This is a genomic window from Pseudomonas sp. NPDC086581, assembly GCF_044746165.1.
In the GTDB taxonomy this organism is placed as follows: domain Bacteria; phylum Pseudomonadota; class Gammaproteobacteria; order Pseudomonadales; family Pseudomonadaceae; genus Pseudomonas.
Genome location: NZ_JBIVBR010000010.1, coordinates 226,706 through 252,418, shown reverse-complemented (window position 1 = coordinate 252,418; position 25,713 = coordinate 226,706). Strand labels below are relative to the sequence as shown.

General features: G+C 60.1%; 19 protein-coding genes. All 19 read left to right on the top strand.

All coding sequences use genetic code 11. The annotated features are described in order from the left end of the window. The first annotated feature begins 1 nt into the window (after position 1). The 19 genes from ACIPK7_RS21080 (at position 2) to ACIPK7_RS20990 (ending at position 25,637) form a co-directional block, all read left to right on the top strand. Positions 2–967, top strand: coding sequence for a GDP-L-fucose synthase (locus tag ACIPK7_RS21080; RefSeq protein WP_318652890.1), 966 nt, complete (start codon positions 2–4; stop codon positions 965–967). 1 nt (position 968) lies between these two features. Beyond that, on the top strand, positions 969–1,730 hold the full coding sequence (locus ACIPK7_RS21075) for a glycosyltransferase (protein ID WP_192433112.1): 762 nt from the start codon (positions 969–971) through the stop codon (positions 1,728–1,730). Further along, positions 1,727–2,845, top strand: coding sequence for a glycosyltransferase family 4 protein (locus ACIPK7_RS21070; protein ID WP_192433114.1), 1,119 nt, complete (start codon positions 1,727–1,729; stop codon positions 2,843–2,845). Before ACIPK7_RS21075 ends, ACIPK7_RS21070 begins: the two co-directional genes overlap by 4 nt. Continuing rightward, positions 2,838–4,394 (top strand): hypothetical protein, encoded by a 1,557-nt coding sequence (locus ACIPK7_RS21065; RefSeq protein WP_401089960.1) that lies wholly within the window; start codon positions 2,838–2,840, stop codon positions 4,392–4,394. The genes ACIPK7_RS21070 and ACIPK7_RS21065 overlap by 8 nt, the downstream gene beginning before the upstream one ends. Beyond that, the gene (locus ACIPK7_RS21060) at positions 4,343–5,596 is read left to right on the top strand and encodes a glycosyltransferase (RefSeq protein ID WP_401089958.1); all 1,254 of its coding nucleotides are present in this window, start codon (positions 4,343–4,345) and stop codon (positions 5,594–5,596) included. Before ACIPK7_RS21065 ends, ACIPK7_RS21060 begins: the two co-directional genes overlap by 52 nt. A gap of 163 nt (positions 5,597–5,759) precedes the next feature. Continuing rightward, positions 5,760–6,731: a glycosyltransferase family 2 protein gene (locus tag ACIPK7_RS21055; RefSeq protein ID WP_225614908.1), complete on the top strand. Its 972-nt coding sequence runs from the start codon at positions 5,760–5,762 to the stop codon at positions 6,729–6,731. 4 nt (positions 6,732–6,735) lie between these two features. After that, entirely contained in the window at positions 6,736–7,794 is a 1,059-nt protein-coding gene (gene rfbB, locus ACIPK7_RS21050) for a dTDP-glucose 4,6-dehydratase (protein ID WP_192433120.1), read from the top strand. Continuing rightward, on the top strand, positions 7,791–8,696 hold the full coding sequence (gene rfbD / locus ACIPK7_RS21045) for a dTDP-4-dehydrorhamnose reductase (RefSeq protein WP_401089955.1): 906 nt from the start codon (positions 7,791–7,793) through the stop codon (positions 8,694–8,696). The genes rfbB and rfbD overlap by 4 nt, the downstream gene beginning before the upstream one ends. Next, positions 8,693–9,574, top strand: coding sequence for a glucose-1-phosphate thymidylyltransferase RfbA (rfbA, locus tag ACIPK7_RS21040; protein ID WP_192433124.1), 882 nt, complete (start codon positions 8,693–8,695; stop codon positions 9,572–9,574). Before rfbD ends, rfbA begins: the two co-directional genes overlap by 4 nt. Further along, complete coding sequence (gene rfbC, locus ACIPK7_RS21035) at positions 9,574–10,119, top strand: dTDP-4-dehydrorhamnose 3,5-epimerase (protein WP_401089953.1); 546 nt, start codon at positions 9,574–9,576, stop codon at positions 10,117–10,119. Before rfbA ends, rfbC begins: the two co-directional genes overlap by 1 nt. A 77-nt stretch (positions 10,120–10,196) precedes the next feature. Continuing rightward, the gene (locus ACIPK7_RS21030) at positions 10,197–14,153 is read left to right on the top strand and encodes a rhamnan synthesis F family protein (RefSeq protein ID WP_401089951.1); all 3,957 of its coding nucleotides are present in this window, start codon (positions 10,197–10,199) and stop codon (positions 14,151–14,153) included. Positions 14,154–14,181: 28 nt separating this feature from the next. Further along, positions 14,182–14,784 carry an adenylyl-sulfate kinase gene (gene cysC / locus ACIPK7_RS21025; protein ID WP_192433130.1) on the top strand — a complete coding sequence of 201 codons (603 nt, stop codon included), beginning with the start codon at positions 14,182–14,184 and terminating at the stop codon, positions 14,782–14,784. A gap of 36 nt (positions 14,785–14,820) precedes the next feature. Then, positions 14,821–16,632, top strand: coding sequence for a cache domain-containing protein (locus ACIPK7_RS21020; RefSeq protein ID WP_401089950.1), 1,812 nt, complete (start codon positions 14,821–14,823; stop codon positions 16,630–16,632). Then, the gene (dctD, locus tag ACIPK7_RS21015; protein WP_401089948.1) at positions 16,629–18,023 is read left to right on the top strand and encodes a two-component system response regulator DctD; all 1,395 of its coding nucleotides are present in this window, start codon (positions 16,629–16,631) and stop codon (positions 18,021–18,023) included. Before ACIPK7_RS21020 ends, dctD begins: the two co-directional genes overlap by 4 nt. Positions 18,024–18,609: 586 nt before the next feature. Beyond that, on the top strand, positions 18,610–20,058 hold the full coding sequence (gene arcD, locus ACIPK7_RS21010; protein ID WP_192433136.1) for an arginine-ornithine antiporter: 1,449 nt from the start codon (positions 18,610–18,612) through the stop codon (positions 20,056–20,058). Between the two features lie 16 nt (positions 20,059–20,074). Beyond that, the gene (gene arcA / locus ACIPK7_RS21005; protein WP_088420165.1) at positions 20,075–21,331 is read left to right on the top strand and encodes an arginine deiminase; all 1,257 of its coding nucleotides are present in this window, start codon (positions 20,075–20,077) and stop codon (positions 21,329–21,331) included. Between the two features lie 139 nt (positions 21,332–21,470). Then, positions 21,471–22,481, top strand: coding sequence for an ornithine carbamoyltransferase (locus ACIPK7_RS21000; protein WP_192433138.1), 1,011 nt, complete (start codon positions 21,471–21,473; stop codon positions 22,479–22,481). Positions 22,482–22,550: 69 nt separating this feature from the next. Beyond that, positions 22,551–23,483 (top strand): carbamate kinase, encoded by a 933-nt coding sequence (gene arcC / locus ACIPK7_RS20995; RefSeq protein WP_138524292.1) that lies wholly within the window; start codon positions 22,551–22,553, stop codon positions 23,481–23,483. A gap of 255 nt (positions 23,484–23,738) precedes the next feature. Continuing rightward, the gene (locus ACIPK7_RS20990) at positions 23,739–25,637 is read left to right on the top strand and encodes a beta-ketoacyl synthase (protein ID WP_401089946.1); all 1,899 of its coding nucleotides are present in this window, start codon (positions 23,739–23,741) and stop codon (positions 25,635–25,637) included. The last annotated feature ends 76 nt before the right edge of the window (positions 25,638–25,713 follow it).

Sequence of the window (25,713 nt, the reverse complement as noted above, 5' to 3'; positions counted from 1 at the left end):
GATGAGCATGCCACACACTGCAAAAGTCTATGTGGCGGGGCATCGCGGGATGGTGGGATCCGCCATCCTGCGCGAGCTCCGGAGTCGCGGTTACGAGAACATCGTGACCCGAAACCGGCAGGAACTCGACCTTTGCGATCAGCACCAGGTCGAGCAATTCTTTGCCGACAAGAAGCCCCAGCAGGTCTATCTCGCCGCAGCGAAGGTGGGTGGCATTCATGCCAACAACACCTATCCAGCAAGCTTCATTTATGAAAATCTCATGATTGAAGCCAATATCATTCACTCGGCCTGGAAGCACGGCGTCCAACGCCTGCTGTTCCTTGGCTCCAGCTGCATCTATCCGCGGCTGGCACCTCAGCCCATGGGTGAAGACGCGCTGCTCACCGGCACTCTTGAGTCCACCAATGAGCCCTATGCGATTGCCAAGATAGCGGGAATCAAGTTGTGCGAATCGTACAATCGCCAGTATGGCTGCGACTTCCGCAGCGTCATGCCGACCAACCTCTATGGTCCGGGTGACAACTACCACGGCGAGAACAGCCACGTTATTCCCGCCCTGATCCGGCGCTTCCACGAAGCCAGGTTGGCCAACTCTCCCACTGTCAGCATCTGGGGAAGCGGTACTCCGCGCCGGGAGTTTCTCTACGTGGACGACATGGCCAAGGCATCCGTACATGTCATGGAACTGGGGCTGGAAGCCTATCAGCAGGTCACGCAGCCGACCCTTTCTCACATCAATGTTGGCTATGGCTCGGACCTCAGCATCCTGGAACTGGCCCAATTGGTGGCTCGAACCGTCGGTTATACCGGCTCGATTCAGGTCGATCCGAGCAAGCCTGATGGAACTCCGCAAAAGCTAATGAATATCGAGCGCCTGAAAGCCATGGGCTGGGCTCCTGAAACGACTCTGGCAGATGGTCTTCAGCAGGCCTACATCGACTTCCAGCAAAGCACGAGAGTCTAGTTTGAGCGCCCCTCTGGTCACTGTCGCGGTTCCCTCATTCAATCAAGGGAAATACCTCGAAGCAGCATTTTCCTCGATCTTTGGAAACATGACCAAGATGGAGGTATTTGTAGCGGACGCTGCATCTACCGACAATTCGGTGGAGATCATCAAAGCCTGGGAGCATAAGCTCGCGGGCTGGCGCAGCCATCCCGACGCGGGACAGGCGGCGGCGATCAATGAGTCCATCGCCAAAGGGAGCGCTCCCTATGTTTGCTGGTTGAACAGCGATGACCTGTTCGAGCCTCGCGGGCTGGACAAGCTTGTGCATGCCCTTGAAGCGTCTCCGACTGCACCTTTCGCCTATGCCAAGGCATGGAATCTAAAAGAGTCGGAAGGCAGCAGATCCCCCGTATGGACCCAGCCGTTCACCGAGCGCCGCCTGGCGCTTCGCTGCATCATTTCACAACCTGCGACACTGATTCGCCGCAGCGCATGGGAAGCCATAGGGGGCCTTGATGCGTCCCTGCACATGGCGATGGACTACGATCTCTGGTGGCGTCTTTACAAACATGGCGGCCAGCCGGTTTTCCTGGAAGATTTCGCGGCCACCAACCGAGAGCACCCCGAGACCAAGACGAGCACTCAACGAAGTGCTCACTACAGGGAGGCCATGGCCGTCGTCGCCAAATACCACGGAAAAGTGCCCCTCAAGTGGTGGGTTTATCAGCCGTATGCTGTTTGGTTCAAGACACTCAGGAATCGTCTTGAGAAAAGACAATGAAGGTACTGCACTTTTACAAGACTTATTACCCCGAAACCTTTGGGGGAGTGGAGCAAGTAATCTTTCAGATCTGTGAGGGCGTGTACGCACAGGGTATTGAAAGTACAGTGCTGTCCACGACGAATGGGGAAGGAAGCTCTCAAAAGGTTGGCCAGCACAACGCAATTGCCGTGAAAAAGAACTTCGAGTTGCTTTCAACACCATTCTCCACATCTGCTATTTCCATGCTGAAGAGCCTTTCGAAGAAAGTTGACATTATTCACTATCACTACCCATGGCCATTCATGGACATGGCACACGTCATTGCTAGAATAGACAAACCCAGCGTTGTAACCTATCACTCTGATGTTGTCAGACAGAAAACGGCAATGAAGATCTATGCTCCTCTGATGCATCGCTTTCTTAGCTCAGTCAACAAAATAGTTGCGACTTCGCCAAATTACATTCAGAGCAGCCCCATACTTCGTCAATACGCAGAAAAGACCGAAGTAATCCCTATTGGCCTGGACGAGAACACGTATCCAAGGCCGGAACAATCAATACTTCAAGCATGGAAATCCAAGCTTCCTGAGCCCTTCTTCTTATTTGTTGGTGTTCTCCGCTACTACAAAGGTCTCGACTCTCTGCTGAAAGCGTGTGAAAAGCTCCCTTACCCCGTGGTTATAGTAGGCTCGGGCCCGGAGGAAGCGAGGCTTCGACAGACTGCACTAAGTTTCGGCATCAGCAACATTCATTTTCTCGGGGCATTGCCAGACGAAGACAAGGTTGCACTCCTTCATTTGTGCCATGCAGCTGTATTCCCCTCAAATCTGCGTTCAGAGGCGTTCGGTATATCTCTGCTGGAAGCTGCCATGTATGGGAAACCGCTTATTTCGTGCGAAATAGGAACTGGCACGACCTATATCAATGTACACGGAGAAACTGGATTGGTGATCCCGCCGGACTCACCAACCGACTTGAACCACGCCATGAGGTGGCTCATGGAAAACCCGGAAGCGGCCATCGAAATGGGCAGGAATGCCCGAGAGCGCTATCAAAAACTTTTCCGTGCAGCCGATATGTCAGAAAAATACCGCCTGCTCTACAACAATATTATGGCAAAAAGAAATGCTTGACTATCATCGAAAACTCGAGCTAGGCGGAAAAGTAACTCTTGCTCTTTTTATAACATTTCTCGCATTATCACTATGCAGCAGAATTGATATATCTTTATTTGACGAGAGCATATACCTTTCACAAGGTCTCGGACAATTCCCGGATTTTAGCCAATATGAAAGATCCCCACTCTACTCCCTCTATTATTATCTGGTAAATCTGAAAGTATCAGACCCATTGAGCCTCTACATAATTGGCTCTACGCTAAACATCACTTTATGTATCAGCCTACTGCTTCTTGCTGCATACAAACTGACACATTCACTGGCGTACTGCACTCTAGCCTTCATACTTCTAGCCAGCAGCAATCTGATCGAAGTATGGCCCTACATCAGCTTTCTAGCTATATCTCTAATATCCCTGGGAGCGATGCTCACCTATACCAGAGCATCGACCCTTGACTCTTGCAGTATTTCCGCCGTAATTTTCTTTCTTCTTTGCTTTATCAGGCCGGAATTTGTAATAAGTTTTTATACATCCCTAGCCCTAGCCATACTCCTGACTGCAAATCAGCTCAGGATCGCACTCCGAGGCGACTTCCTCAGCCAACTTTCTCTCCTACGAACAAGCGCATTTTCCCTGGCGGCACTGATCATTCTTTCGGTGACATGGAGCTTCCCGGTACTGAGCTCGGGCGGCCGCTCATTTCTCGCATTCGGCCAGCATTATGCTTTGCGAAAGTTCGAAACGGGCCAGACCAGCGTTGACCCCTGGCTAAACTGGCTCAGCATCCTTCACAAAGATGCACCAGATACAAACAGTATATCCGATATACTCAGGCACTATCCAAAAGTCCTGACAAATCATATTCTGGCTAATATAAATGACTTCCTTACCAGCATATCAAAGGTTTTTTCCTCGCCATTCACCCAAGGCTTGACCATAGCTTTGATGGTAGCGCTCGCCCTACTCCTGCTAGTAAAAAGCATTCTAATCCCCCGCAATCCGGAGAAGCCTCGCAGAGAAGCGAGGAGCAGAAGGGGAGCCATAATATTTCTTATACTAGCCAGCGCACCGCCGCTAATCTCAACATTTTCAATATACCCAAGGACTCACTACACCCTTATCATATTCTGCTGCGGAACGCTGCTGCTAGCAGCACTACTGGCCAACCGACGCATATCCCACACTCCAGTCGCCACTGGCGCACTTTTAATCGCGCTTGGTCTCCTGATTCCTCCCCCCATCGCCCATGATCGCGTAAATTTTTCTTCGATCATGGAAATTCGCAGCAGCACAACCATACACAAAATGCTGGAAGTAGACGGCGGCTGGTGTATATATCTTTCCTGCCAATTCATATTCGCCACTGAAATTCCGGCAGGCGTAAATGCCACTCAATATATCGAGCAAAACGGGATTGATGCAGTCATGGTATCTCCTAGGATGAAGGAATACGCTCAAAGCATCAGCGATAGAAGCCTGCAGAATTTCCTGGACACGGCAACCCAAGGCGGATGGAGATCCATGCCCCTCAGGAACGGCTCAACTCTGCTAAAAAAGATATAATTTACGGCCCGAAGATCAATCCGGGCTTAGATACTCCCAACCGAATTCGATCAAAAATAGTGCGTAAAACAGATATTCTTCTCGTAAACAAATACTACTCCCCTTCCACAGGGGGTATAGAAACGGCGGTAAAGCAGTATGCACACTGGTATACCGAGCTTGGCTATCGCGTCTTAGTATTGTGTTGTGCCGCTGAAAGGACGACTCATTCAAGCATGGAGCAGATAGATGGAATCAAGGTGTTACGCGCCGCATCTTTTGGAAATCTGCTGTCGGTCCCACTAAGCCCCGCTTTCTTCTGGCATTTCACTATTCTCGCTGCAAAATCGAGGATTATCCATCTCAATCTCCAGTTCCCCTTGGCCAGCATGGCCTTGTGGATAAGCAGAAAGCTGATCAAGGGGAAAATTGTCGTCAGTTATCACTGTGACGTCTATCGGCAGCGATATCTTAAGAAGCTCACTTATCTATTTGATCGCTATACCGCACGCCAAGCCGATTTTTTGCTATGTGGAAGCCCAGCACTCAAAGAAAGATCCGAAGTTATTGGTAACATTGGCCGTAAAGTGGAAGTACTACCATATACTGCGAATCTCTCGCATGTAGATCGTTGCTTGAACCAACCTCCAAACACGCTGTTGCCCGAAAACTTTATCCGCGATGGATACTGCGTTTTCTTTGGCCGATTGGTCAGCTACAAGGGTACGGCGTCGCTTGACGCAGCATTCAGACTACTCATGGCTCGCGGTGCAACAGTGAACCTGGTGGTATTTGGCAGAGGCCCGGAGGAACAGCGATTCCGGAAGCTCGCCGAGGAATTTCCGGAGCGGGTGCACTTCATCAATGCATTTGTAAGCGATGTCGACAAATACCACCTGATACGCAACGCCCGGATATTCCTGTTCCCCTCGGTGTACTACTCCGAAGCCTTCGGCATTGCCCAGCTGGATGCGATGGCTTGCGCCAGGCCAATCATCAACTGCTGGCTGCAGACCGGTGTGAACTGGGTCGCTCCCGATGGCGAGGCAGCAGTCACAATAGAAGCAGGTAATCCCGACAAGCTGGCAGGGGCGATCATCACCCTGCAGAACGACCCAGAGCAGCTCGCAGCACTAGGAAATGGCGGGCTGCAGCGCTGCAGATCGATCTTCTCCGAGGACAAGGTGCGAGCACGCTTCATCGAGCTCATAAGCCAGCTCTGATGCGGGCGCCGGGATCGTCGGAGGATGGCTGAGGTCCAGCGAATCGACCATGGGGAAACTGACTGACCGGTCATTCCCCGGCAGGGTTGCCCAGGCGCATCCTAGACACTTATCCTGCGCCATATAAGCGCTAAATAATTAATAAAAAGCAGGGGATGCCGCTTTGGAAAGACAGCATTCAGCTCTTGCCGTGTCTTGTACAAGCCCCAACCGCTCAGCCAAAGTCGCCATTCTGCTGTCGACCTACAATGGCGCCGCTTACCTCCGCGAGCAGTTGGAATCCCTGATTGCCCAGACCTGCCAAGACTGGGTTATCCATGCCTCGGACGACGGTTCCAGCGATGCCACGCTGGACATTCTGCATGACTACCAACGCCACCTGGGCAATGATCGGCTGCAGATCCACGCGGGCCCGCGCCAGGGTTTCGCCGCCAACTTCCTATCCCTGATCGGTCGCGCCAGCGAGCAGGCCGACTACTTCGCGTTCTGCGACCAGGATGATCTCTGGCAACCCGACAAGCTCGACCGCGGTCTGGCCTGGGCGCAGTCACACCCGTCCAGCCTGCCGTTACTCTATTGTTCACGCACCCGGCTGATCGACGCCACTGGTCAAGCCATCGGCTTTTCGCCACTGTTTCGCCGCGCCCCCAGCTTCGCCAATGCGCTGGTGCAGAGCATCGCCGGTGGCAATACGATGCTGTTCAACGCCGCTACCGCGCAGTTGCTAAGCCTTACGCCCGCGCATGTGCCGATCATTTCCCATGACTGGTGGGCCTACATTCTCGTGACCGGATGCGGCGGGCGCGTGAACTACGATGAATATCCCACGATCAACTACCGCCAGCATGGCAACAACCTGATAGGCTCGAACTCGAGCATCAGGGACCGATTCGTTCGTCTGCAACGCATGCTCAAAGGGACGTTCCGACACTGGAACGATGTAAATCTGGAGGCTGTTTCCCACTTCAGGGAAGACCTGACCCACGAGAACCAGCAGATTCTCGAGTTGTTCGGCAGTGCGCGCCGCGCACCGCTGTATCGCAAACTGTCGCTGATCAGTCAGTCAGGCGTTTATCGGCAAACGCTTCCCGGCAACCTTGGATTGGTTGCCGCATCGCTTATTCAGAGGCTGTGATCCAATGACGATCCTCGTAACTGGTAGTGCCGGCTTCATCGGCTCGAATTTCGTACTAGACTGGCTGGCGGTGCAAGACGAAACCGTCGTCAGCCTGGACAAGCTGACCTACGCCGGCAACCGCGAAAACTTGGCAAGCCTCGACGGCGACAGCCGCCACCACTTCGTCCAGGGTGACATCGGCGATACTCTCCTGGTTTCCCAGCTGCTGAACCAGTACCAGCCCCGCGCAGTGTTGAACTTTGCGGCCGAGTCCCACGTGGACCGCTCGATCCTTGGCCCGGAAGATTTCATCCAGACCAACGTGGTCGGCACTTTCCATCTGCTCGAAGCCGTGCGCGCCTACTGGAATGCGCTGGATGAACAGCATAAGACCGAATTCCGCTTCCTCCACGTATCCACCGACGAGGTCTACGGCACCCTGGAAGCCCAGGCACCGGCTTTCACCGAGCAGCATCCGTACCAGCCCAACAGCCCTTACTCTGCCTCCAAGGCCGCCTCTGACCACCTGGTACGCGCCTACCACCATACCTATGGGCTACCGGTGCTAACCACCAACTGTTCGAACAACTACGGGCCATACCACTTCCCCGAGAAGCTCATCCCTCTGGTAATCCGCAACGCGCTCGCAGGCGAAACGCTGCCCATCTACGGCGACGGCCAGCAGATCCGCGACTGGCTCTACGTCAAGGACCACTGCAGCGCCATCCGCCGCGTGCTGGAAGCCGGCCAAGTGGGCGAGACATACAACGTCGGCGGCTGGAACGAGAAGGCCAACCTGGAAGTGGTGCACCACATCTGTGACACCCTCGATCAGGCGGCACCGCGCAGCGATGGCCGTAGCTACCGCGAGCAGGTCAGCTTCGTGAAGGATCGTCCCGGCCACGACCGTCGCTATGCCATTGATGCCACCCGGCTGGAGCGCGAGCTGGGCTGGAAACCCGCGGAGACCTTCGAAACCGGCATCGCCAAGACCGTGCACTGGTACCTGAACAACCAGGCGTGGGTGGAGAACGTTGCCAGCGGCGCCTACCGGGAGTGGCTCAGCCAGCAGTACGCATGAACGATATCCTGATCCTTGGCGGCAACGGCCAGGTCGGCTGGGAACTGCAACGCGCCCTGGCGCCACTCGGCAACCTGACGATCTGCGACCGCCAGCGCGGCAACCTAGAAGACCTCGACGGCCTGCGCGCACTGGTCCTGGCCCAACGGCCGAACATCATTGTCAACGCCGCCGCCTACACGGCAGTGGACAAGGCAGAAACAGAAATCGAGCGTGCCCGACGGGTGAACTCCGAGGCCGTCGGCCATCTGGCCAGCCTGGCCCGCGAACTCGATGCCTGGCTGCTCCACTACTCGACCGATTACGTCTTTGACGGCCGGGGCGAGCGGCCATTTCGCGAAGAGGACAAGCCAGCCCCGCTCAACACCTATGGGCACACCAAACTGGCCGGGGAGCAGGCCGTCCGCGAAAGCGGCTGCCGTCATCTGATCTTCCGCACCAGCTGGGTCTATGCCGCACGGGGCGCCAACTTCGCCAAGACGATGCTGCGCCTGGCAGCGGACCGAGAAGAACTGCGCATCGTCTCCGATCAGATCGGCGCCCCCACTAGCGCCGAGCTGATTGCCGACGTCACCGCGCAGGTGCTGGGGCAACTACGCACTCATCCGCGGCCAAACAGTCTTGGCGGTATCTACCATCTCGCAGCCAGCGGCGAAACCAGCTGGCACGGCTACGCTCGCTTCGTAATCGAAGAAGCAGCGCGCTTGGGCTTGCCGCTGCGCACCACGGCAGAACGCGTCCTGCAGATCATGACCCACGAATACCCGCTTCCCGCACCGCGACCGGCCAACTCCAGGCTCGACACGACCCATCTCTGCTCTACCTTCGGCCTCACCCTACCGGACTGGCAGTTCCACGTCCGACGCATGCTGGTTGAACTGATTGGAAACAAGGCTCCATGAAACGTAAAGGCATCATTCTCGCCGGCGGCTCCGGCACCCGGCTGCACCCGGCCACGCTGTCGGTGTCCAAGCAACTGTTGCCGGTCTACGACAAGCCGATGATCTACTACCCGCTGAGCACGCTGATGCTGGCCGGCATCCGGGAAATCCTGATCATCTCCACCCCCCAGGACACTCCGCGCTTCCAGCAACTACTGGGCGATGGCCGGCGCTGGGGGCTAGAGCTGCAGTACGCGGTGCAGAACTCACCCGAGGGCCTTGCCCAGGCCTTCCTGATCGGCGAAGAATTCCTCGGAGACAGCCTCAGCGCCCTGGTGCTGGGAGACAACATCTACCACGGCCATGACTTCCAGGAATTGCTGGTCAGCGCCATGCAGCGCGACACCGGCGCCAGCGTCTTCGCCTACCACGTGCACGATCCGGAGCGATACGGGGTGGTGGAGTTCAACGGCCAAGGCAAGGCCATCAGCCTGGAAGAAAAACCCAGCTCACCCAAGTCAAACTATGCCGTGACCGGTCTGTACTTCTATGACCAGCACGTGGTCGAGATCGCCAAGAGCATTCGCCCGTCGGCGCGCGGCGAACTGGAAATCACCGATGTCAACCGTGCCTATCTGGAGCGAGGCGACCTGTCAGTGGAAATCATGGGGCGTGGCTACGCCTGGCTCGACACAGGTACCCACGAATCCCTGCTGGAAGCCAGCCAATTCATCGCCACCCTGGAAAACCGCCAGGGGCTCAAGGTCGCCTGCCCCGAGGAAATCGCCTTCCGCCAGGGCTGGATCAGCGCCGAAGAGTTGCACGGCCTTGCAGCCCCCCTCGCCAAGAGCGGCTATGGCCTCTACCTCCAACGCCTACTGACGCAAACGGTCTACTGATGAAAGTCACTCCGCTGGCAATTCCCGATGTACTGCTGCTGGAGCCACAGGTCTTTGGCGACAGCCGCGGCTTCTTCTTCGAAAGCTTCAATCAACGCAAATTCGAGCAGGCCGTGGGCTATTCGGTCGAGTTCGTCCAGGACAACCATTCCCGCTCGGCCCGCCATGTTCTGCGTGGCCTGCATTATCAGATTCGTCAGGCCCAGGGGAAGCTCGTCCGTGTGGTCCAGGGGGAAGTGTTCGACGTAGCAGTCGACTTGCGCCGGGGTTCTCCTACCTTCGGCCGCTGGGTCGGCCAACTGCTGAGCGCCGAGAACAAACTGCAAATGTGGATCCCCGAGGGATTTGCACATGGCTTCGTGGTCACCAGCGAAAGCGCCGAATTTCTCTACAAGACCACAGATTTCTGGGCTCCCGAGCATGAGCGCTGCATCGCGTGGAACGACCCCGAACTGGCGATCGAGTGGCCATTGCAAAGCGATCCAGAACTGTCCGGCAAGGACCGGGAAGGCCAGCGTCTGGCAGACGCCGAACTCTTCGACTGAGCCCCCAGTACATCAGCACCATAACGACAAGAAACTACGTAGTACGGAGAGTTCCAGTGCAACACCGGCGAAAAGTGGTGATCGTCCTTGGCATGCACCGCAGCGGGACCAGTGCGATCACGCGCGGCCTGCTGGCCCTGAATGTCGATCTGGGGGAAAACCTCACCCCGGCCGTAACGGGCAACAACGACAAGGGGTTCTGGGAAGACCGGGAAGTCGTGGCGATCAATGACCAGCTTCTCGAGCAGCTCGATGCCAGCTGGGACTCCCTGGCATTGATCGATCCATCTCTGGCCCCCGACCTGCAAGACCGTGCTGTCCAGTACCTCGAAGAACACTTCAGGCGTTCGCCACTGCTTGGGCTCAAGGATCCACGTATATCGCGCCTGCTGCCGTTCTGGCAGATCGTGCTGCAGCGTGTCGAGGCAGAGGTCGCCTATGTCATCTGTGTTCGCCACCCGCTCAGCGTTGCCCAGTCACTCGCCGCCCGTGACGACTTCAGCCTCGCCAAGAGCCTGGGACTTTGGCACCAGCACAGCCTTGATAGCCTGCTGCAGACTGGAAATGCCACCCGCACGGTACTCAGTTTCGAAAACCTGATGAGCGACCCTGAGGGCCAGCTCATGCGTCTGGCCCGCCATCTCGATCTTCAGCCCGCGGGGCGTGAGCAGCTGGATGAGTATCTCCATGATTTTCTGAGTGATCACCTCCAGCACAGCCACCACTTGCCGAACGACCCGGAACTGGCGCGCCGGGCGCCCCGTGACCTTATCGAGCTCTATAAACTGCTGGTTGAGCTGGCAGCAGACCGGCGGACACTTGAGGACGGCGATACTCGGCAGCGCATCGAGGCCCTGCAGGCCAACCTCGGTGCCCAGCGCGACAGCCTGGCGCTGCTGGAAAGCCATGACCGATATGCCAAATCGCGGATAGACGATCTTAGCGGTAAGCTGACAGAGCAGGTGGAGAGCCTGCGCTACCTCGTCAACGAGCTGGGAACCGCTCAACGGCGCATCAAGAGCCTCGAAGCCGAGTTGGAGGAGCGTCAGCGGGAGCTGGAGGAAAGCCAGCAGGAGCTCAGGGATAAACATGCCACCATTCAGGAGATCCAGTCCTCGACCTCCTGGATGCTCACCAAGCCCGTACGTTTCACGAGTCGCCTGTTCAGCGGCAAACACCGCGAAGCGCTGATCAGCCTGCGCAACTATGGCGTCCAGCTCGGTCGCCGCGCCTATTGGCGTCTGCCACAGGACTACCGTGCCCCCATGCTGCGCCTGGTGTATCGGCACATGGGTTTCGCTTTCCGCGGCGTGCCGCACTATGAACAATGGCGCAATCTGGGCCGACAATCGCTGGACGCGTGCCTGAGTGCACCGGAACTGGTGGAGCTGCGCAATGTACCGCCCTGCGATACCCCCGATGGCCGCATCGCCGTTCACCTGCATCTTTTCTACAGCGACCTGGCAGAAGAGTTCGCCGGGCATCTGAGCAATATTCCTTTCGCCTATGACCTGTTCGTATCAGTCTGCGATGTCCAGGCAGGTACCGTGGCGCAGCGGGTATTCGCACAGCTGCCACGGTGCGGAGCGCTGTATGTCGAGCAGGTGGAAAATCGCGGACGCGACATTGCACCGTTCTTTTGCACCTTCGGCAGCAAGCTGCGGGAATACACCTACCTGCTGCACGTACACAGCAAGAAGTCGCTGTACAACAATGGTGCAACCCAGGGTTGGCGCGAATACATCTGTAGCGCGCTGCTCGGCGGGCAGGAACAGGTTCGTTCGATCTTCACTCTGCTAGGCAGCCAAGGCTGCGGCGTCGTCTATCCACAGAACTTTGACGGCCTCCCCTACATGGCCAATACCTGGCTGGCCAACTCCAGCCGTGGCCGCACCTGGGCGCAGCGCCTCGGATTGACCGAGCAGATGATTCCCAGCGGCTATTTTCACTACCCGGCTGGCAGCATGTTCTGGGCCCGCAGCGAGGCGCTCGCACCTTTGTTCGATGCCAATCTGCAACTCGACGACTTCGAGGTCGAAGCAGGCCAGCGCGACGGTACGCTCGCCCATTGCCTGGAGCGCCTGCTGACCCTGAGCAGCCAGGCGCAAGAGCTGCCGATCGCCATCCTGCGTGATCCGCAGGAGCATGCCTGGTCTCCCTGGGGCTTCCACCGCTACCTGGCGCGCAATCATGAGAGCCTGCGTTGCAGCATTGCCGCTCCCGAGATCAAGGCGGTCGCCTTCGATATCTTCGACACTTTGCTGGTCCGCCCGCTGGTCAGCGCCGAGACCACCAAGCGACTCATTGCCCAACAGGCTGGAGCCACCCTCGGCAGCATCTATCTGGACTACCGCGCCACCGCCGAAGGCCGTGCCCGAGAGCGTACGGGACGGGACGTCGGCCTGGATGATATCTACGCCGAATTGCGGCGCCTGACCGGGCTGAACAATGACGAAGTCAGCTACCTGCGCGAACTGGAAGAAAGGATCGAGCTGGCAAGCGTCAGCGTCCGGCCCGAAGGGCAGGCACTGCTCCAGCAGTCACTGGCACTCGGCAAGCCAGTGCTGCTTATCAGCGATATGTTCCTGCCACGCACATGCATCGAGCGGATGCTGCACGATAACGGGATCCATCGCTGGACCGACTTCTACCTGTCCAACGAAGTGGGCGTGCGCAAGGACCAGGGCGAGCTCTACGAGCACGTACTGCGGGATCGGCAACTGCAACCCAACGAGCTGCTGATGATTGGCGATAACGAGCGCTCGGACTTCCAGATTCCCGACAACCTGGGCATCCGCACCCTGCATCTGCTACGAGCCACGGAACTGGCGAGGGGCCTGCCCAAGTTCCGCACGCTGCTTGAGGACGTACAGCGGCATGACACGCTTGACCATGAGCTGGCAGTAGGCCTGCTGCTACGTCGAAACTTTGCACCAATCACCTACGCCGAAGTGAACGTTCGCGCCCTCACCCAGGACTCGCCCGCACTGCTCGGCTACAACGTACTTGGCCCCATTCTGGCCGGTTTCGTCGACTGGTTGCGCCATTCCGCTGAAAGGGATGGAATCACCCAGCTCCATTTCCTCTCGCGCGAAGGCAAACTCCTGAAGGCCGCCTACGACCTCTGGTGCGAAGGCCTGGAGCATTCCCCGGCTGCGCATTATCTGGTCCTCTCGCGCCGCGCCGTCACCATGGCTCGCCTTGCCTCCCTGGAAGACATCCAGCGCCTCGCCCGCCCGACCTATTTCAGCAACTCCCTGGAGAACTTCCTCGAGTCTCGCTTCGGCTACGTCCTCACAGCGCAGCGGCGACAGCAGCTCGTCGACGTCGGCCTCTGGCGTTCAGACCAACTCGCGGAAGTCATCGACGGCGATATCCGCGCGCTGCGCCCGGTTCTGGAAGCCCTGCAGGCAGAGTTGCTGGAGCAGGCTGCCGGTGAGCGCCCGGCAATGATGGCCTACCTGCAGCAGCAGGGACTGCACGATGCAGCTGAAGACAGTGTGGCGGTTGTCGATGTTGGCTATTCCGGCACCATTCAGGCGCAGCTCACCGGCCTAGTCGAGCGCCCTATCCACGGCTACTACCTGATCACCGACCAGGACATCGGTCAGGTCCTGGAGCCGCTAGGTGCACAGGCCCATGGCTGCTTCCTTGATCGAGGCTCCCGCTTGCAACCTGGTGCTGAACTGTATCGCCAGAGCTTCCAACTGGAGAAGCTGCTCAGCGCCGACGAGACCCAACTGGTCCGCTATATGCTGGACGAAAACGGGCAAGCCGTTGGCCGCTTCCTGCCGCAAACGGAAGCTGAAGCCTCCGCTTGTTCGACCCGCCAGGCCATCCAGCAGGGCGCGCTGGATTATGTCCGCGATGCCCGAAACATCCGCGAGCATCTCCACCCCGGACTGCGGCCACCTCGAGAACTTGCCCAGCGGATATGGGCGCTGTTCATCGACCAGCCCAGCCCCGTGGAAGACGAATTGCTGCAACGCCTGACGCTGGACGATCATTACTGCGGACGCGGCTACGTCAGCTGATCCGCTTGCTGAACACAGGAATCACGTGATGACAACAGATCACAATATTCGCTGGCACACTGGCCGCCTGAGCGCCGACGAGCGCGCGACTCGCATGCGCCAGCAGCCAGCGACCCTATGGCTCACCGGGCTCAGCGGCTCTGGCAAGTCGACCCTGGCCTTCGCCCTGGAATACGCCCTTCATGAACTGGGCTACTCCGCCGTGGTGCTCGACGGCGACAACGTCCGCCACGGCCTGTGCAAGGACTTGGGCTTCAGCCACGAGGACCGCACCGAGAATATCCGCCGCGTAGCCGAAGTGGCCAATTTGATGAACGATGCCGGACTGATAGTCATCACCTCGTTCATCTCACCCTTCCGCCAGGACCGCGAGCAGGCGCGCCAGATCATCGGCGAGGAGCGCTTCCGCGAGATCCACCTGAGCACCGACCTGAGTGTCTGCGAAGAGCGCGACCCCAAGGGCCTGTACAAGAAGGCACGCGCCGGCAAACTGCCAGACTTCACCGGTATCGGATCCCCTTACGAGGAGCCGCTGCAACCTTTCGAGAGCATCGACACCGACCGCCTCAGCCTCGAGGAAAGCGTGGCGCGCCTGATGAAACTGCTGCAACTGCAGCCCATCGAGCGCTGATCGGTGTAGCATCGGCGGCGGAAACAACCGCATGCGATGTCCGCCGCCTTGAACCAACACCTGACCCGCTGGCAATCGCTGGCCCTGCTGGCGCTCCTGCTCGCTCCTCTGCTCTGGCCGCTGCACTTCTTCGCCGAGCGCTACTACAGCGAGCAACTGGCCGGGCAGAATCAGCAGACTCTCGACCTCTACGTCGCCAACCTGCTGGGCACTCTGCGCCGTTACGAGGACCTGCCGCCGATCCTCGGCGAGCTGCCGACCCTGCGCGCCGCGTTGCAAGCGCCGGAAAGCCTGACGGCACAGAACGCCGCCAACCTGGAGCTGCAGCGCATTCGCGGGCGCACCGGGGCGGACGTCATCTACCTGATCCAGGCGGACGGCATGACCCACGCCGCCTCCAACTGGGATCAGCCAGACAGCTTCGTCGGCCGCAACTTCGCCTTCCGCCCCTACTACAAGGAAGCGACCCAAGGTCGGCAGGGACGATTCTTCGGCCTAGGGACGACCTCCAAGCGCCGCGGCTACTACTTTGCCAGCGACGTACGCGACGGCGGCAAGCTGCTTGGCGTGCTGGTAGTGAAGGTCGACCTCGAACACATGGAGCAGCTCTGGGGCAATACGCCAGAGCAATTGCTGGTCATGGACTCCAACGGCGTCGTCATCCTCTCGTCCAGCAACGCCTGGCGCTTCCACACCGGCAAGGAACTCTCACCTGCCAAGCAACGCGAGATCGCCGAGAATATTCCCTACCCGGTGCTGCACCCGGCGCCGCTGAAGATCGACCAACGCCGCTGGATCAGCCAGAGTCGTCACCTGCCGGAGACTGGCTGGACCGTCAGTATCTACACCCCCCGCACTCAGGTCGACGCGCCGGTACGCAGCGTCGTTCTGATCGGCGCGGCCACCCTGATCGCACTCCTTCTGCTGCTGTCGCTGCTGACCATCAGTCGCCGCCATTACCTTGAGCGCATCGCCCTGGAGGCCCAGGCCAAGCACGAACTGGAACTGCGTGTGCAGGAGCGGACACAGGAGCTGGAGGACGCCAACACGCGGTTGCTGGAGGAAGTCAGCAATCGCGAGCAGGCGCAGCGCGAGTTGATGCATGCCCAGGACGAGGTGGTGCAGGCCGGCAAGCTGACAGCCCTGGGCACCATGTCCGCCAGCATCAGCCACGAGCTCAACCAACCATTGGCGGCGATCCGCAGCTACGCCGACAACGCCCGCGTACTGCTCGACCACGAGCGCTACAGCGACGCCCGCAGCAACCTCGAGCAGATCGGCGAACTGACCGGGCGTATGGCTTCGATCATTGGCCACCTCAAGGCCTACGCCCGCGGCGCCCGCCGGGCACCGGAGAACGTGGCGTTGCAGCCGGCGATCAATGACGCTCTGGCCCTGGTCGCCCAGCGCCGCCAGGCGATGAACGTGGAGCTGCTGCGCGACCTGCCGGATGCGGCGATCTGGGTGCAGGCCGGCGAGACGCGACTGCGGCAGATTCTCTCCAACCTGATCTCCAACGCCCTCGACGCCCTGACCGAGAAGGGCCTGCCAAGGCGCATCTGGCTGACCACCGAGCAGGCGCCCGAGCGCATCATCCTGTCGCTGCGCGACAACGGTCCCGGCTTCTCCGAAGAGGCCCTGGCCCATGCTCGCGAGCCCTTCTTCACCACCAAGACCAGCGCGAAAGGCCTGGGTCTAGGCCTGGCCATCTGCGACACCCTGCTGCGCACGCTCGGCGGACATCTTGAATTGGGCAATCACCCCGAGGGCGGCGCTCTCGTACAATTACACCTGTTGCCGGGTATTCCCGGCGTGACCCTGACGCCGCAAGAGGAAACCCGCGCATGAGTTCGGTCGAGCCATTCGACGCCACTACCCAGGTCGTGCTGGTCGATGACGACCCGCACCTGCGCCAGGCGCTCTGCCAGACCCTCGATCTTGCCGGCTTCAAGGTGGTCGCCCTGGGCGATGCGCGTCAGATCGACCCGCAGCAGGCGCGCGACTGGCCGGGAGTAATCGTCAGCGACATTCGTATGCCGGGCATCGATGGCCTGCAGCTGCTGGAACAACTGCACACGCAGGACTCCGAGTTGCCGGTGATCCTGGTGACCGGCCACGGCGACGTCCCATTGGCGGTCAAAGCCATGCGCTCGGGCGCCTACGATTTCCTCGAAAAACCCTTCCCCAGCGATGCCCTGCTGGACAGTGTGCGCCGAGCGCTCGACGTGCGCCGGCTGGTGCTGGAAAACCGCAGTCTGCGCCTGGCCCTGACCGAACAGAAGGAAGTGCGTGGCCGGCTGGTCGGCCAGTCCGCACCGATGCAGCGCCTGCAACAGCAGGTCGCGTCGCTCGCGGCAATCCAGGCGGACGTGCTGGTCCTCGGCGAAACCGGCTCGGGCAAGGAAGTCGTCGCCCGCGCCCTGCATGACCTGTCGAGCCGCCGCAACGGTCCCTTCGTCGCCATCAACGCCGGCGCGTTGGCTGAGTCAGTGGTGGAAAGCGAGCTGTTCGGCCACGAGCAGGGCGCCTTCACCGGCGCGCAGAAGCGCCGCATCGGCAAGTTCGAGTTCGCCAACGGCGGCACGCTGTTCCTCGACGAGATCGAGAGCATGAGCCTGGACGTCCAGGTAAAGCTGCTGCGCCTGCTGCAGGAGCGCACCGTCGAGCGTCTGGGCTCCAACCAGCTCATTCCGCTGGATATCCGCATCATCGCGGCGACCAAGGAAGACCTACGCCTGGCCTCTGATGAAGGCCGCTTCCGTGCCGACCTCTACTACCGCCTGAATGTTGCCAGCCTGCGCATTCCACCGCTGCGCGAGCGGGGCGACGACATCCTGCTGCTGTTCCAGCACTTTGCCGAACGCGGCGCGCAGCGCCATGGCCTGAACGTCCGGCCGCTGGACTCGGGGCAGCGGGCACAACTACTGACACACGGCTGGCCGGGTAACGTCCGCGAACTGCAGAACGCCGCGGAGCGCTATGCCCTCGGCCTGGATCTGGGGCTGGACGACAGCCACGGGAAGGCCACGGCGGCCACTCCCGGCGCCGGTCTGAACGAACAGGTGGAATCCTTCGAGCGCTCACTGATTGCCGCCGAGATGAGCCGGCCGCACAACTCCCTACGCAGCCTCGCCGAGGCGCTGGGCGTACCGCGTAAAACGCTGCACGACAAATTGCGCAAACACGGCCTTCTGTTCTCCGGCAGTGGCGGAAATTCCGTCGACGATGTCGACATCTGAGCAGAAATCCGCCGATGGATTCGACTGCGACCAAGGGCGAACAGCGCCACAGAGCGCTCTGACGTAACCTCCAGCCCTGGCACACACCTTGCTCTGCGACACAGGTGCGATTGCCTCGTGCATCCCACTTCGCGACGTGCCCGCCACGTCGCGCCCGCCGGGCCACGAACCCGACGGTGTCCTTCGGGCTTCTTGCCATCTCGCGTCTTCGATTCGACAGGCGCATCGCCGGGTGCAGTGATCCTGCCCCGGCCAATTTCCCCCTCTCGCATCTTCGCTCAGGACTTTCCTACACAGCGGTCCTGCGCCTCTCTGCACCTGCGAATCAAGCGCAACAGCGCGCCCCGCGTGGGCCTGCGAAATCGACTGCCATTCCGTGGTCATGAAATCGCGCTCAAATCTTCACGAAATCCCCTCTAAATCGGGCGCTAATGCAAAACCTCTCCTATGGTTTATGCGGGGTGGGCAGAGCAGGAAGTACTGCCCAATACATTGGATAGCAAGCTATTGACCTGAATCAGGAGTGCCCCGCCTAGACGGGCGCTAAATAGCCTCACTCTCCAACTTCCTATAGGGAGATTCTTAAATGTCGCAAGAAAGCAGCCAAAAACTGAAGCTAGGCGCTTTGACGGCTCTTGTTGTCGGCTCGATGATCGGTGGGGGCATCTTCTCCCTGCCGCAAAACATGGCCGCCAGCGCTGACGTCGGCGCTATCCTCATCGGCTGGGCCATTACCGCGGTCGGCATGCTGACCCTGGCATTCGTCTTCCAGACCCTGGCCAACCGCAAACCCCAACTCGACGGCGGTGTGTACGCCTACGCCAAGGCCGGTTTCGGTGACTACATGGGCTTCTCTTCAGCCTGGGGTTACTGGATCAGCGCCTGGCTCGGCAACGTCGGTTACTTCCTTCTTCTGTTCAGCACCCTGGGCTACTTCTTCCCGATCTTCGGCAAGGGCGACACCGTCGCGGCAATCATCTGCGCGTCCGTGCTGCTGTGGGCCCTGCACTTCCTGGTGCTGCGCGGGATCAAGGAAGCGGCTTTCATCAACACCGTCACCACGGTGGCGAAGATCGTTCCGCTGTTCCTGTTCATCCTGATCTGCCTGTTCGCCTTCAAGCTGGACATCTTCACCGCGGACATCTGGGGCAAGAGCAACCCTGACCTGGGCAGCGTGATGAACCAGGTGCGCAACATGATGCTGGTCACCGTGTGGGTGTTCATCGGCATCGAAGGCGCGAGCATCTTCTCCTCCCGTGCGGAAAAACGTTCGGACGTCGGTAAGGCCACCGTGATCGGCTTCATTACCGTCCTGTTGCTGCTGGTGCTGGTGAACGTGCTGTCCATGGGCGTGATGACCCAGCCGGAACTGGCCAAGCTGCAGAACCCGTCGATGGCGCTGGTGCTGGAGCATGTGGTCGGTCACTGGGGCGCTGTCCTGATCAGCGTCGGCCTGCTGATCTCCCTGCTGGGTGCCCTGCTCTCCTGGGTACTGCTGTGCGCCGAGATCATGTTCGCCGCCGCCAAGGACCACACCATGCCGGAGTTCCTCCGCAAGGAGAACGCCAACCAGGTGCCGGCCAATGCTCTCTGGCTGACCAACATCTGCGTACAGGTCTTCCTGGTGATCACCTTCTTCACCTCGGGTGACCCGAACGGCATGGACCCGTACACCAAGATGCTGCTGCTGGCGACCTCGATGATCCTGGTCCCGTACTTCTGGTCTGCCGCCTACGGCCTGCTGCTGGCAGTCAAGGGCGAGACCTACGAGAACGATCCGGGCGAGCGCAGCAAAGACCTGATCATCGCCGGCATCTCGGTTCTCTACGCAGTGTGGCTGATCTACGCAGGCGGCCTGAAGTACCTGCTGCTGTCGGCGCTGCTGTACGCGCCCGGCGTCATCCTCTTCGCCAAAGCGAAACATGAAGTGGGTCAACCCATCTTCACCAATGTCGAGAAGCTCATCTTCGCGGTTGTCGTGATCGGTGCACTGATCGCGGCCTATGGCCTCTACGACGGCTTCCTCACTCTGTAACTCCTGGAGACATCTCATGAGCACGGAAAAAACCAAACTTGGCGTTCATTCTGAAGCTGGCAAACTACGCAAAGTGATGGTCTGCTCGCCCGGACTCGCCCATCAACGCCTGACCCCGAGCAACTGCGACGAGTTGCTGTTCGACGACGTTATCTGGGTGAACCAGGCGAAGCGCGACCACTTCGACTTCGTCACCAAGATGCGCGAACGCGGCATCGATGTTCTGGAAATGCACAACCTGCTGACCGACATCGTGGCGAACCCCGAAGCCCTGAAGTGGATCCTTGATCGCAAGATCACCGCTGACAGCGTCGGCCTCGGGCTGACCCAGGAACTGCGTGGCTGGCTGGAAAGCCTGGAACCGCGCAAGCTGGCCGAATTTCTCATCGGTGGCGTGGCCGCCGACGATATCCCGGAAAGCGAAGGCGCCAAGGCGCTGAAGATGTACCGCGACTACCTGGGCCACTCCAGCTTCCTGCTGCCGCCTCTGCCCAACACCCAGTTCACCCGTGACACCACCTGCTGGATCTATGGCGGCGTGACCCTGAACCCCATGTACTGGCCGGCGCGACGTCAAGAAACCCTGCTGACCACCGCCATCTACAAGTTCCACCCGGAATTCACCAACGCCGAATTCGAAGTCTGGTACGGCGATCCGGACAAAGACCACGGCATGTCCACCCTTGAGGGTGGTGACGTGATGCCCATCGGCAATGGCGTCGTCCTGATCGGCATGGGCGAACGCTCCTCCCGCCAGGCCATCGGCCAGGTAGCCCAGGCGCTGTTCGCCAAGGGCGCTGCCGAGAAAGTCATCGTCGCCGGTCTGCCGAAATCCCGCGCCGCGATGCACCTGGACACCGTCTTCACCTTCTGCGACCGCGACCTGGTCACCGTCTTCCCGGAAGTGGTGAAAGAGATCGTTCCGTTCATCCTGCGCCCGGACGAGAAGAGCCCCTACGGCATCAACGTCCAGCGCGAAGACAAGGACTTCATGACTGTCGTCGCCGAGTCCCTGGGCCTGAAGAAACTGCGCGTCGTCGAAACCGGCGGCAACAGCTTCGCCGCCGAACGCGAACAGTGGGACGACGGTAACAACGTGGTCTGCCTGGAACCGGGCGTGGTGGTTGGTTACGACCGCAACACCTACACCAACACCCTGCTGCGCAAGGCTGGCGTGGAAGTCATCACCATCAGCGCCGGCGAACTGGGCCGGGGCCGTGGCGGCGGTCACTGCATGACCTGCCCGATCATCCGCGACCCGATCGACTATTGATCGATCGGCACCCGATAAACGCGACTACCTCAACCAGAGCGCATTGACCTCACGAGGCGGCCCTTGCCAGGGCCGCCTGCCCCGCCAGCCACGAGCTGTACTGACGCGGGCGAGATCGGATCCCACAAGGAGAAACACCATGGCTTTCAATATGCACAACCGCAACCTGCTCAGCCTGATGCACCACAGCACCCGCGAGTTGCGCTATCTGCTCGACCTGTCCCGCGACCTGAAACGCGCCAAGTACACCGGTACCGAGCAGCAACACCTGAAAGGCAACAACATTGCGCTGATCTTCGAAAAGACCTCGACCCGCACCCGCTGCGCCTTCGAAGTCGCCGCCTATGACCAGGGCGCCAACGTTACCTACATCGACCCGAACTCCTCGCAGATCGGCCACAAGGAGTCGATGAAGGACACCGCCCGCGTACTGGGCCGTATGTATGACGCCATCGAGTACCGTGGCTTCAAGCAGGAAATTGTCGAAGAACTGGCCAAGTTCGCCGGCGTTCCGGTGTTCAACGGCCTGACCGACGAATACCACCCGACCCAGATGCTGGCCGACGTGCTGACCATGCGCGAGCACAGCGACAAGCCGCTACATGATATCGCCTACGCTTACCTGGGCGACGCCCGCAACAACATGGGTAACTCCCTGCTGCTGATCGGCGCCAAACTGGGCATGGACGTACGCATTGCCGCACCGAAGGAACTCTGGCCGACCGACGAGCACGTTGCCGCCTGCAAGAAGTTCGCTGAAGAAAGCGGTGCCCGCATCACCATCACCGAAGACCCGAAAGAAGCCGTCAAAGGCGTGGACTTCATCCACACCGACGTGTGGGTATCGATGGGTGAGCCGGTCGAAGCCTGGGGCGAACGCATCAGCGAACTGCTTCCCTACCAGGTCAACCTGGACATGATGAAGGCCGCCGGCAACCCGCGCGTGAAGTTCATGCACTGCCTGCCCGCCTTCCACAACAGCGAGACCAAGGTCGGCAAGGAAATCGCCGCCAAGTACCCGAACCTGAAGAACGGCATCGAAGTGACCGAAGACGTCTTCGAATCCCCCTACAACATTGCCTTCGAGCAGGCGGAAAACCGCATGCACACCATCAAGGCAATCCTCGTTTCGACCCTCGCCGACATGTAATGCCGGACAGCCCCGGACCGCGACGAGGTCGCCGGTCCGGGCGCTCCCACTCTTTCGGAGGAAATGAATATGCGTATCGTCGTCGCATTGGGCGGTAATGCCCTGCTGCGTCGTGGCGAGCCCATGACTGCCGACAACCAGCGCACCAACGTACGGATCGCTGCCGAACAGATCGCCAAGGTTGCCCCGGGCAACGAACTGGTGATCGCCCACGGCAACGGCCCGCAGGTCGGCCTGCTGGCCCTGCAGGGCGCAGCCTACGAAAAGGTCAGTCCTTACCCGCTGGACGTTCTCGGCGCCGAGACCGAAGGCATGATCGGCTACATGATCGAACAGGAAATGGGCAACCTGCTGCCGTTCGAAGTGCCGTTCGCCACCCTGCTCACCCAGGTCGAGGTCGATTCCAAGGACCCGGCTTTCCAGAACCCGACCAAGCCCATCGGCCCGGTCTACTCCAAGGAAGAGGCCGAAGCCCTCGCCAAGGAAAAAGGCTGGAGCATCGCCCCGGACGGCGACAAGTTCCGCCGCGTCGTGGCCAGCCCGCGTCCGAAACGCATCTTCGAGATTCGTCCGGTCAAGTGGCTGCTGGAGAAAGGCACCATCGTCATCTGCGCGGGCGGCGGCGGCATTCCGACCATGTACGACGAGTCGGGCAAGAAGCTCTCCGGTGTCGAAGCGGTGATCGACAAAGACCTCTGCTCCTCGCTGCTGGCCCAGGAACTGTCGGCTGACATCCTGATCATCGCCACCGACGTGGACGCGGCCTACATCGACTGGGGCAAGCCAACCCAGAAAGCCATCGCCCAGGCGCACCCGGACGAACTGGAACGCCTAGGCTTCGCCGCTGGCTCCATGGGCCCGAAAGTCCAGGCTGCCATGGAGTTCGCCCGCAACACCGGCAAGGACGCGGTGATCGGCTCGCTGGAAAACATCGTCGCCATCACCAAGGGCGAATCCGGCACCCGGGTCAGCACCAAGAAAGCCGGCATCGAATACCGCTGAGTTTTGCCGCGGTAAAAAACGGGAGCCCGTCGCGGCTCCCGTTTTCATTCATGACTCCTGCAAGATTCGCACGGGAACTCGTCGCCTTCTTCCGACAAATCCTGGCGCGAGCGTGACTCGGCGGTCATCATCCTCGTCAGCTAAAGCATTCCGAATCACTAGAAGCCACGCCTGGCTTTGTGCCACCGGGCTGCCCCTCCATGGGCCACCGTCGTCCGGCGCGCAAGATGCACTTGCTGAAGGAGTTTCCGAGAGATGTCTCGACTACCGGTCATCGTTGGTTTTGGTGGATATAACGCGGCAGGCCGCAGTTCCTTCCACCATGGGTTCCGCCGTACCGTCCTTGAATCCATGGAGCCCGCCGCCCGCCAGGAAACCCTCGCCGGTCTCGCGGTTATGATGAAACTGGTCAAGGTCGTCGATGGCCAGTACCAGGACGCCGACGGCAACAGCCTCGATCTTGCCGCCATCGAGCAGCGCTTCGAGCAACAGATTCGCCAGTCCACCCTGATCCGCCGCATCGAGCTGCAATACCTCGACGTCGACGCCGCGCACTGCCACAAGAGCCTCACCGTCAACGCCGCCGGCAGCCCGGTGACTTTCACCACCTTGCGCAAGCAACTGCCCGAGCCGCTGCCGGCCAACTGGTCGGTGGAGGAACTCGAAGGCGGCGAAGTCCGCGTCACCCTGCACGACAGCTGCGAATTCAAGGTCGACAGCTACCGCGCGCTGCCGGTGAAGTCCGCCGGCCAGCTGCCCACCGGCTTCGAGCCGAGCGAGCTGTACAACTCGCGCTTCCACCCGCGCGGCCTGCAGATGTCCGTGGTCGCCGCCACCGACGCGGTGCGCTCCACCGGCCTCGACTGGCAGACCATCTGCAACGCCGTACAGCCTGACGAAATCGCCGTATTCTCCAGCAGCATCATGAGCCAGCTCGACGAGAACGGCTTCGGCGGCCTGCTGCAGTCGCGCCTGCGTGGCCACCGCGTGTCAGCCAAGCAGCTGCCGCTGGGCTTCAACAGCATGCCCACCGACTTCATCAACGCCTACGTGCTGGGCAGCGTCGGCATGACCGGTAGCGTCACCGGCGCCTGCGCCACCTTCCTGTACAACCTGCAGAAAGGCATCGACGTCATCACCACCGGCCAGGCCCGCGTGGCCATCGTCGGCAACGCCGAAGCGCCGATCACCTCCGAGATCATCGAGGGCTACGCCGCCATGGGCGCGCTGGCCACAGAGGAAGGCCTGCGCCACATCGAAGGCCGCGACGACGTCGACTTCCGCCGCGCCAGCCGCCCGTTCGGCGACAACTGCGGCTTCTCCCTGGCCGAGTCCGCGCAGTACGTGGTGCTGATGGACGACGCCCTGGCCCTGGAGCTGGGTGCCGACATCCACGGTTCGGTGCCGGACGTGTTCATCAACGCCGACGGCTTCAAGAAGTCCATCTCCGCTCCCGGTCCGGGCAACTACCTGACCATGGCCAAGGCCGTGGCCGCCGCCGCGCAGATCGTCGGCGAGAAGAGCGTGCGCCAGCACAGCTTCGTCCACGCCCACGGTTCCAGCACCCCGGCCAACCGCGTGACCGAATCGGAAATCCTCGACCGCGTCGCCACCGCCTTCGGCATCGAGGGCTGGCCGGTCACCGCGGTGAAAGCCTTCGTCGGCCACTCCCTGGCCACCGCCAGCGCCGACCAGATGATCTCCGCCCTGGGCACCTTCCGCTACGGCGTCATCCCCGGCATCAAGACCGTCGACAAGTTCGCCGACGACGTCTTCAAGGACCACATCGCCCTGTCCAGCAGCGACGTGCGCCGCGACGACCTGGAAGTCTGCTTCATCAATTCCAAGGGTTTCGGCGGCAACAACGCCACCGGCGTGCTGCTGTCCCCGGCCATCACCGAGAAGATGCTGCGCAAGCGCCACGGCGACGCCGCCTTCGCCGACTACCAGGGCCGCCGCGAAGCCACTCGCGCTGCCGCCCGGCAGTACGACGAAGCCGCGATCCAGGGCCGTTTCGACATCATTTACAACTTCGGCAACGACATGATCGACGAGCAGGCCATCGAGATCAGCGACCAGGGCATCCAGGTCCCCGGCTTCAGCCAGACCATTGCCTACAAGAAGGACGAACGCTTCAGCGACATGCTCGACTGATCGCCGACGTTGGACGAAAAAGCCGGGCAGATGCCCGGCTTTTTCATTCTTGAAGACAGCTCGTTCCTACAAGGAC

Excerpts from the sequence above, each read along its gene's own strand:
- ACIPK7_RS21080 (WP_318652890.1), top strand. The coding sequence starts at position 2 with ATGAGCATGCCACACACTGCAAAAGTCTATGTGGCGGGGCATCGCGGG.
- ACIPK7_RS21070 (WP_192433114.1), top strand. The coding sequence starts at position 1,727 with ATGAAGGTACTGCACTTTTACAAGACTTATTACCCCGAAACCTTTGGG.
- ACIPK7_RS21065 (WP_401089960.1), top strand. The coding sequence starts at position 2,838 with ATGCTTGACTATCATCGAAAACTCGAGCTAGGCGGAAAAGTAACTCTT.
- ACIPK7_RS21060 (WP_401089958.1), top strand. The coding sequence starts at position 4,343 with ATGGAGATCCATGCCCCTCAGGAACGGCTCAACTCTGCTAAAAAAGAT.
- rfbB (WP_192433120.1), top strand. The coding sequence starts at position 6,736 with ATGACGATCCTCGTAACTGGTAGTGCCGGCTTCATCGGCTCGAATTTC.
- rfbD (WP_401089955.1), top strand. The coding sequence starts at position 7,791 with ATGAACGATATCCTGATCCTTGGCGGCAACGGCCAGGTCGGCTGGGAA.
- rfbA (WP_192433124.1), top strand. The coding sequence starts at position 8,693 with ATGAAACGTAAAGGCATCATTCTCGCCGGCGGCTCCGGCACCCGGCTG.
- rfbC (WP_401089953.1), top strand. The coding sequence starts at position 9,574 with ATGAAAGTCACTCCGCTGGCAATTCCCGATGTACTGCTGCTGGAGCCA.
- cysC (WP_192433130.1), top strand. The coding sequence starts at position 14,182 with ATGACAACAGATCACAATATTCGCTGGCACACTGGCCGCCTGAGCGCC.
- ACIPK7_RS21020 (WP_401089950.1), top strand. The coding sequence starts at position 14,821 with ATGTCCGCCGCCTTGAACCAACACCTGACCCGCTGGCAATCGCTGGCC.
- dctD (WP_401089948.1), top strand. The coding sequence starts at position 16,629 with ATGAGTTCGGTCGAGCCATTCGACGCCACTACCCAGGTCGTGCTGGTC.
- arcD (WP_192433136.1), top strand. The coding sequence starts at position 18,610 with ATGTCGCAAGAAAGCAGCCAAAAACTGAAGCTAGGCGCTTTGACGGCT.
- arcA (WP_088420165.1), top strand. The coding sequence starts at position 20,075 with ATGAGCACGGAAAAAACCAAACTTGGCGTTCATTCTGAAGCTGGCAAA.
- ACIPK7_RS21000 (WP_192433138.1), top strand. The coding sequence starts at position 21,471 with ATGGCTTTCAATATGCACAACCGCAACCTGCTCAGCCTGATGCACCAC.
- arcC (WP_138524292.1), top strand. The coding sequence starts at position 22,551 with ATGCGTATCGTCGTCGCATTGGGCGGTAATGCCCTGCTGCGTCGTGGC.
- ACIPK7_RS20990 (WP_401089946.1), top strand. The coding sequence starts at position 23,739 with ATGTCTCGACTACCGGTCATCGTTGGTTTTGGTGGATATAACGCGGCA.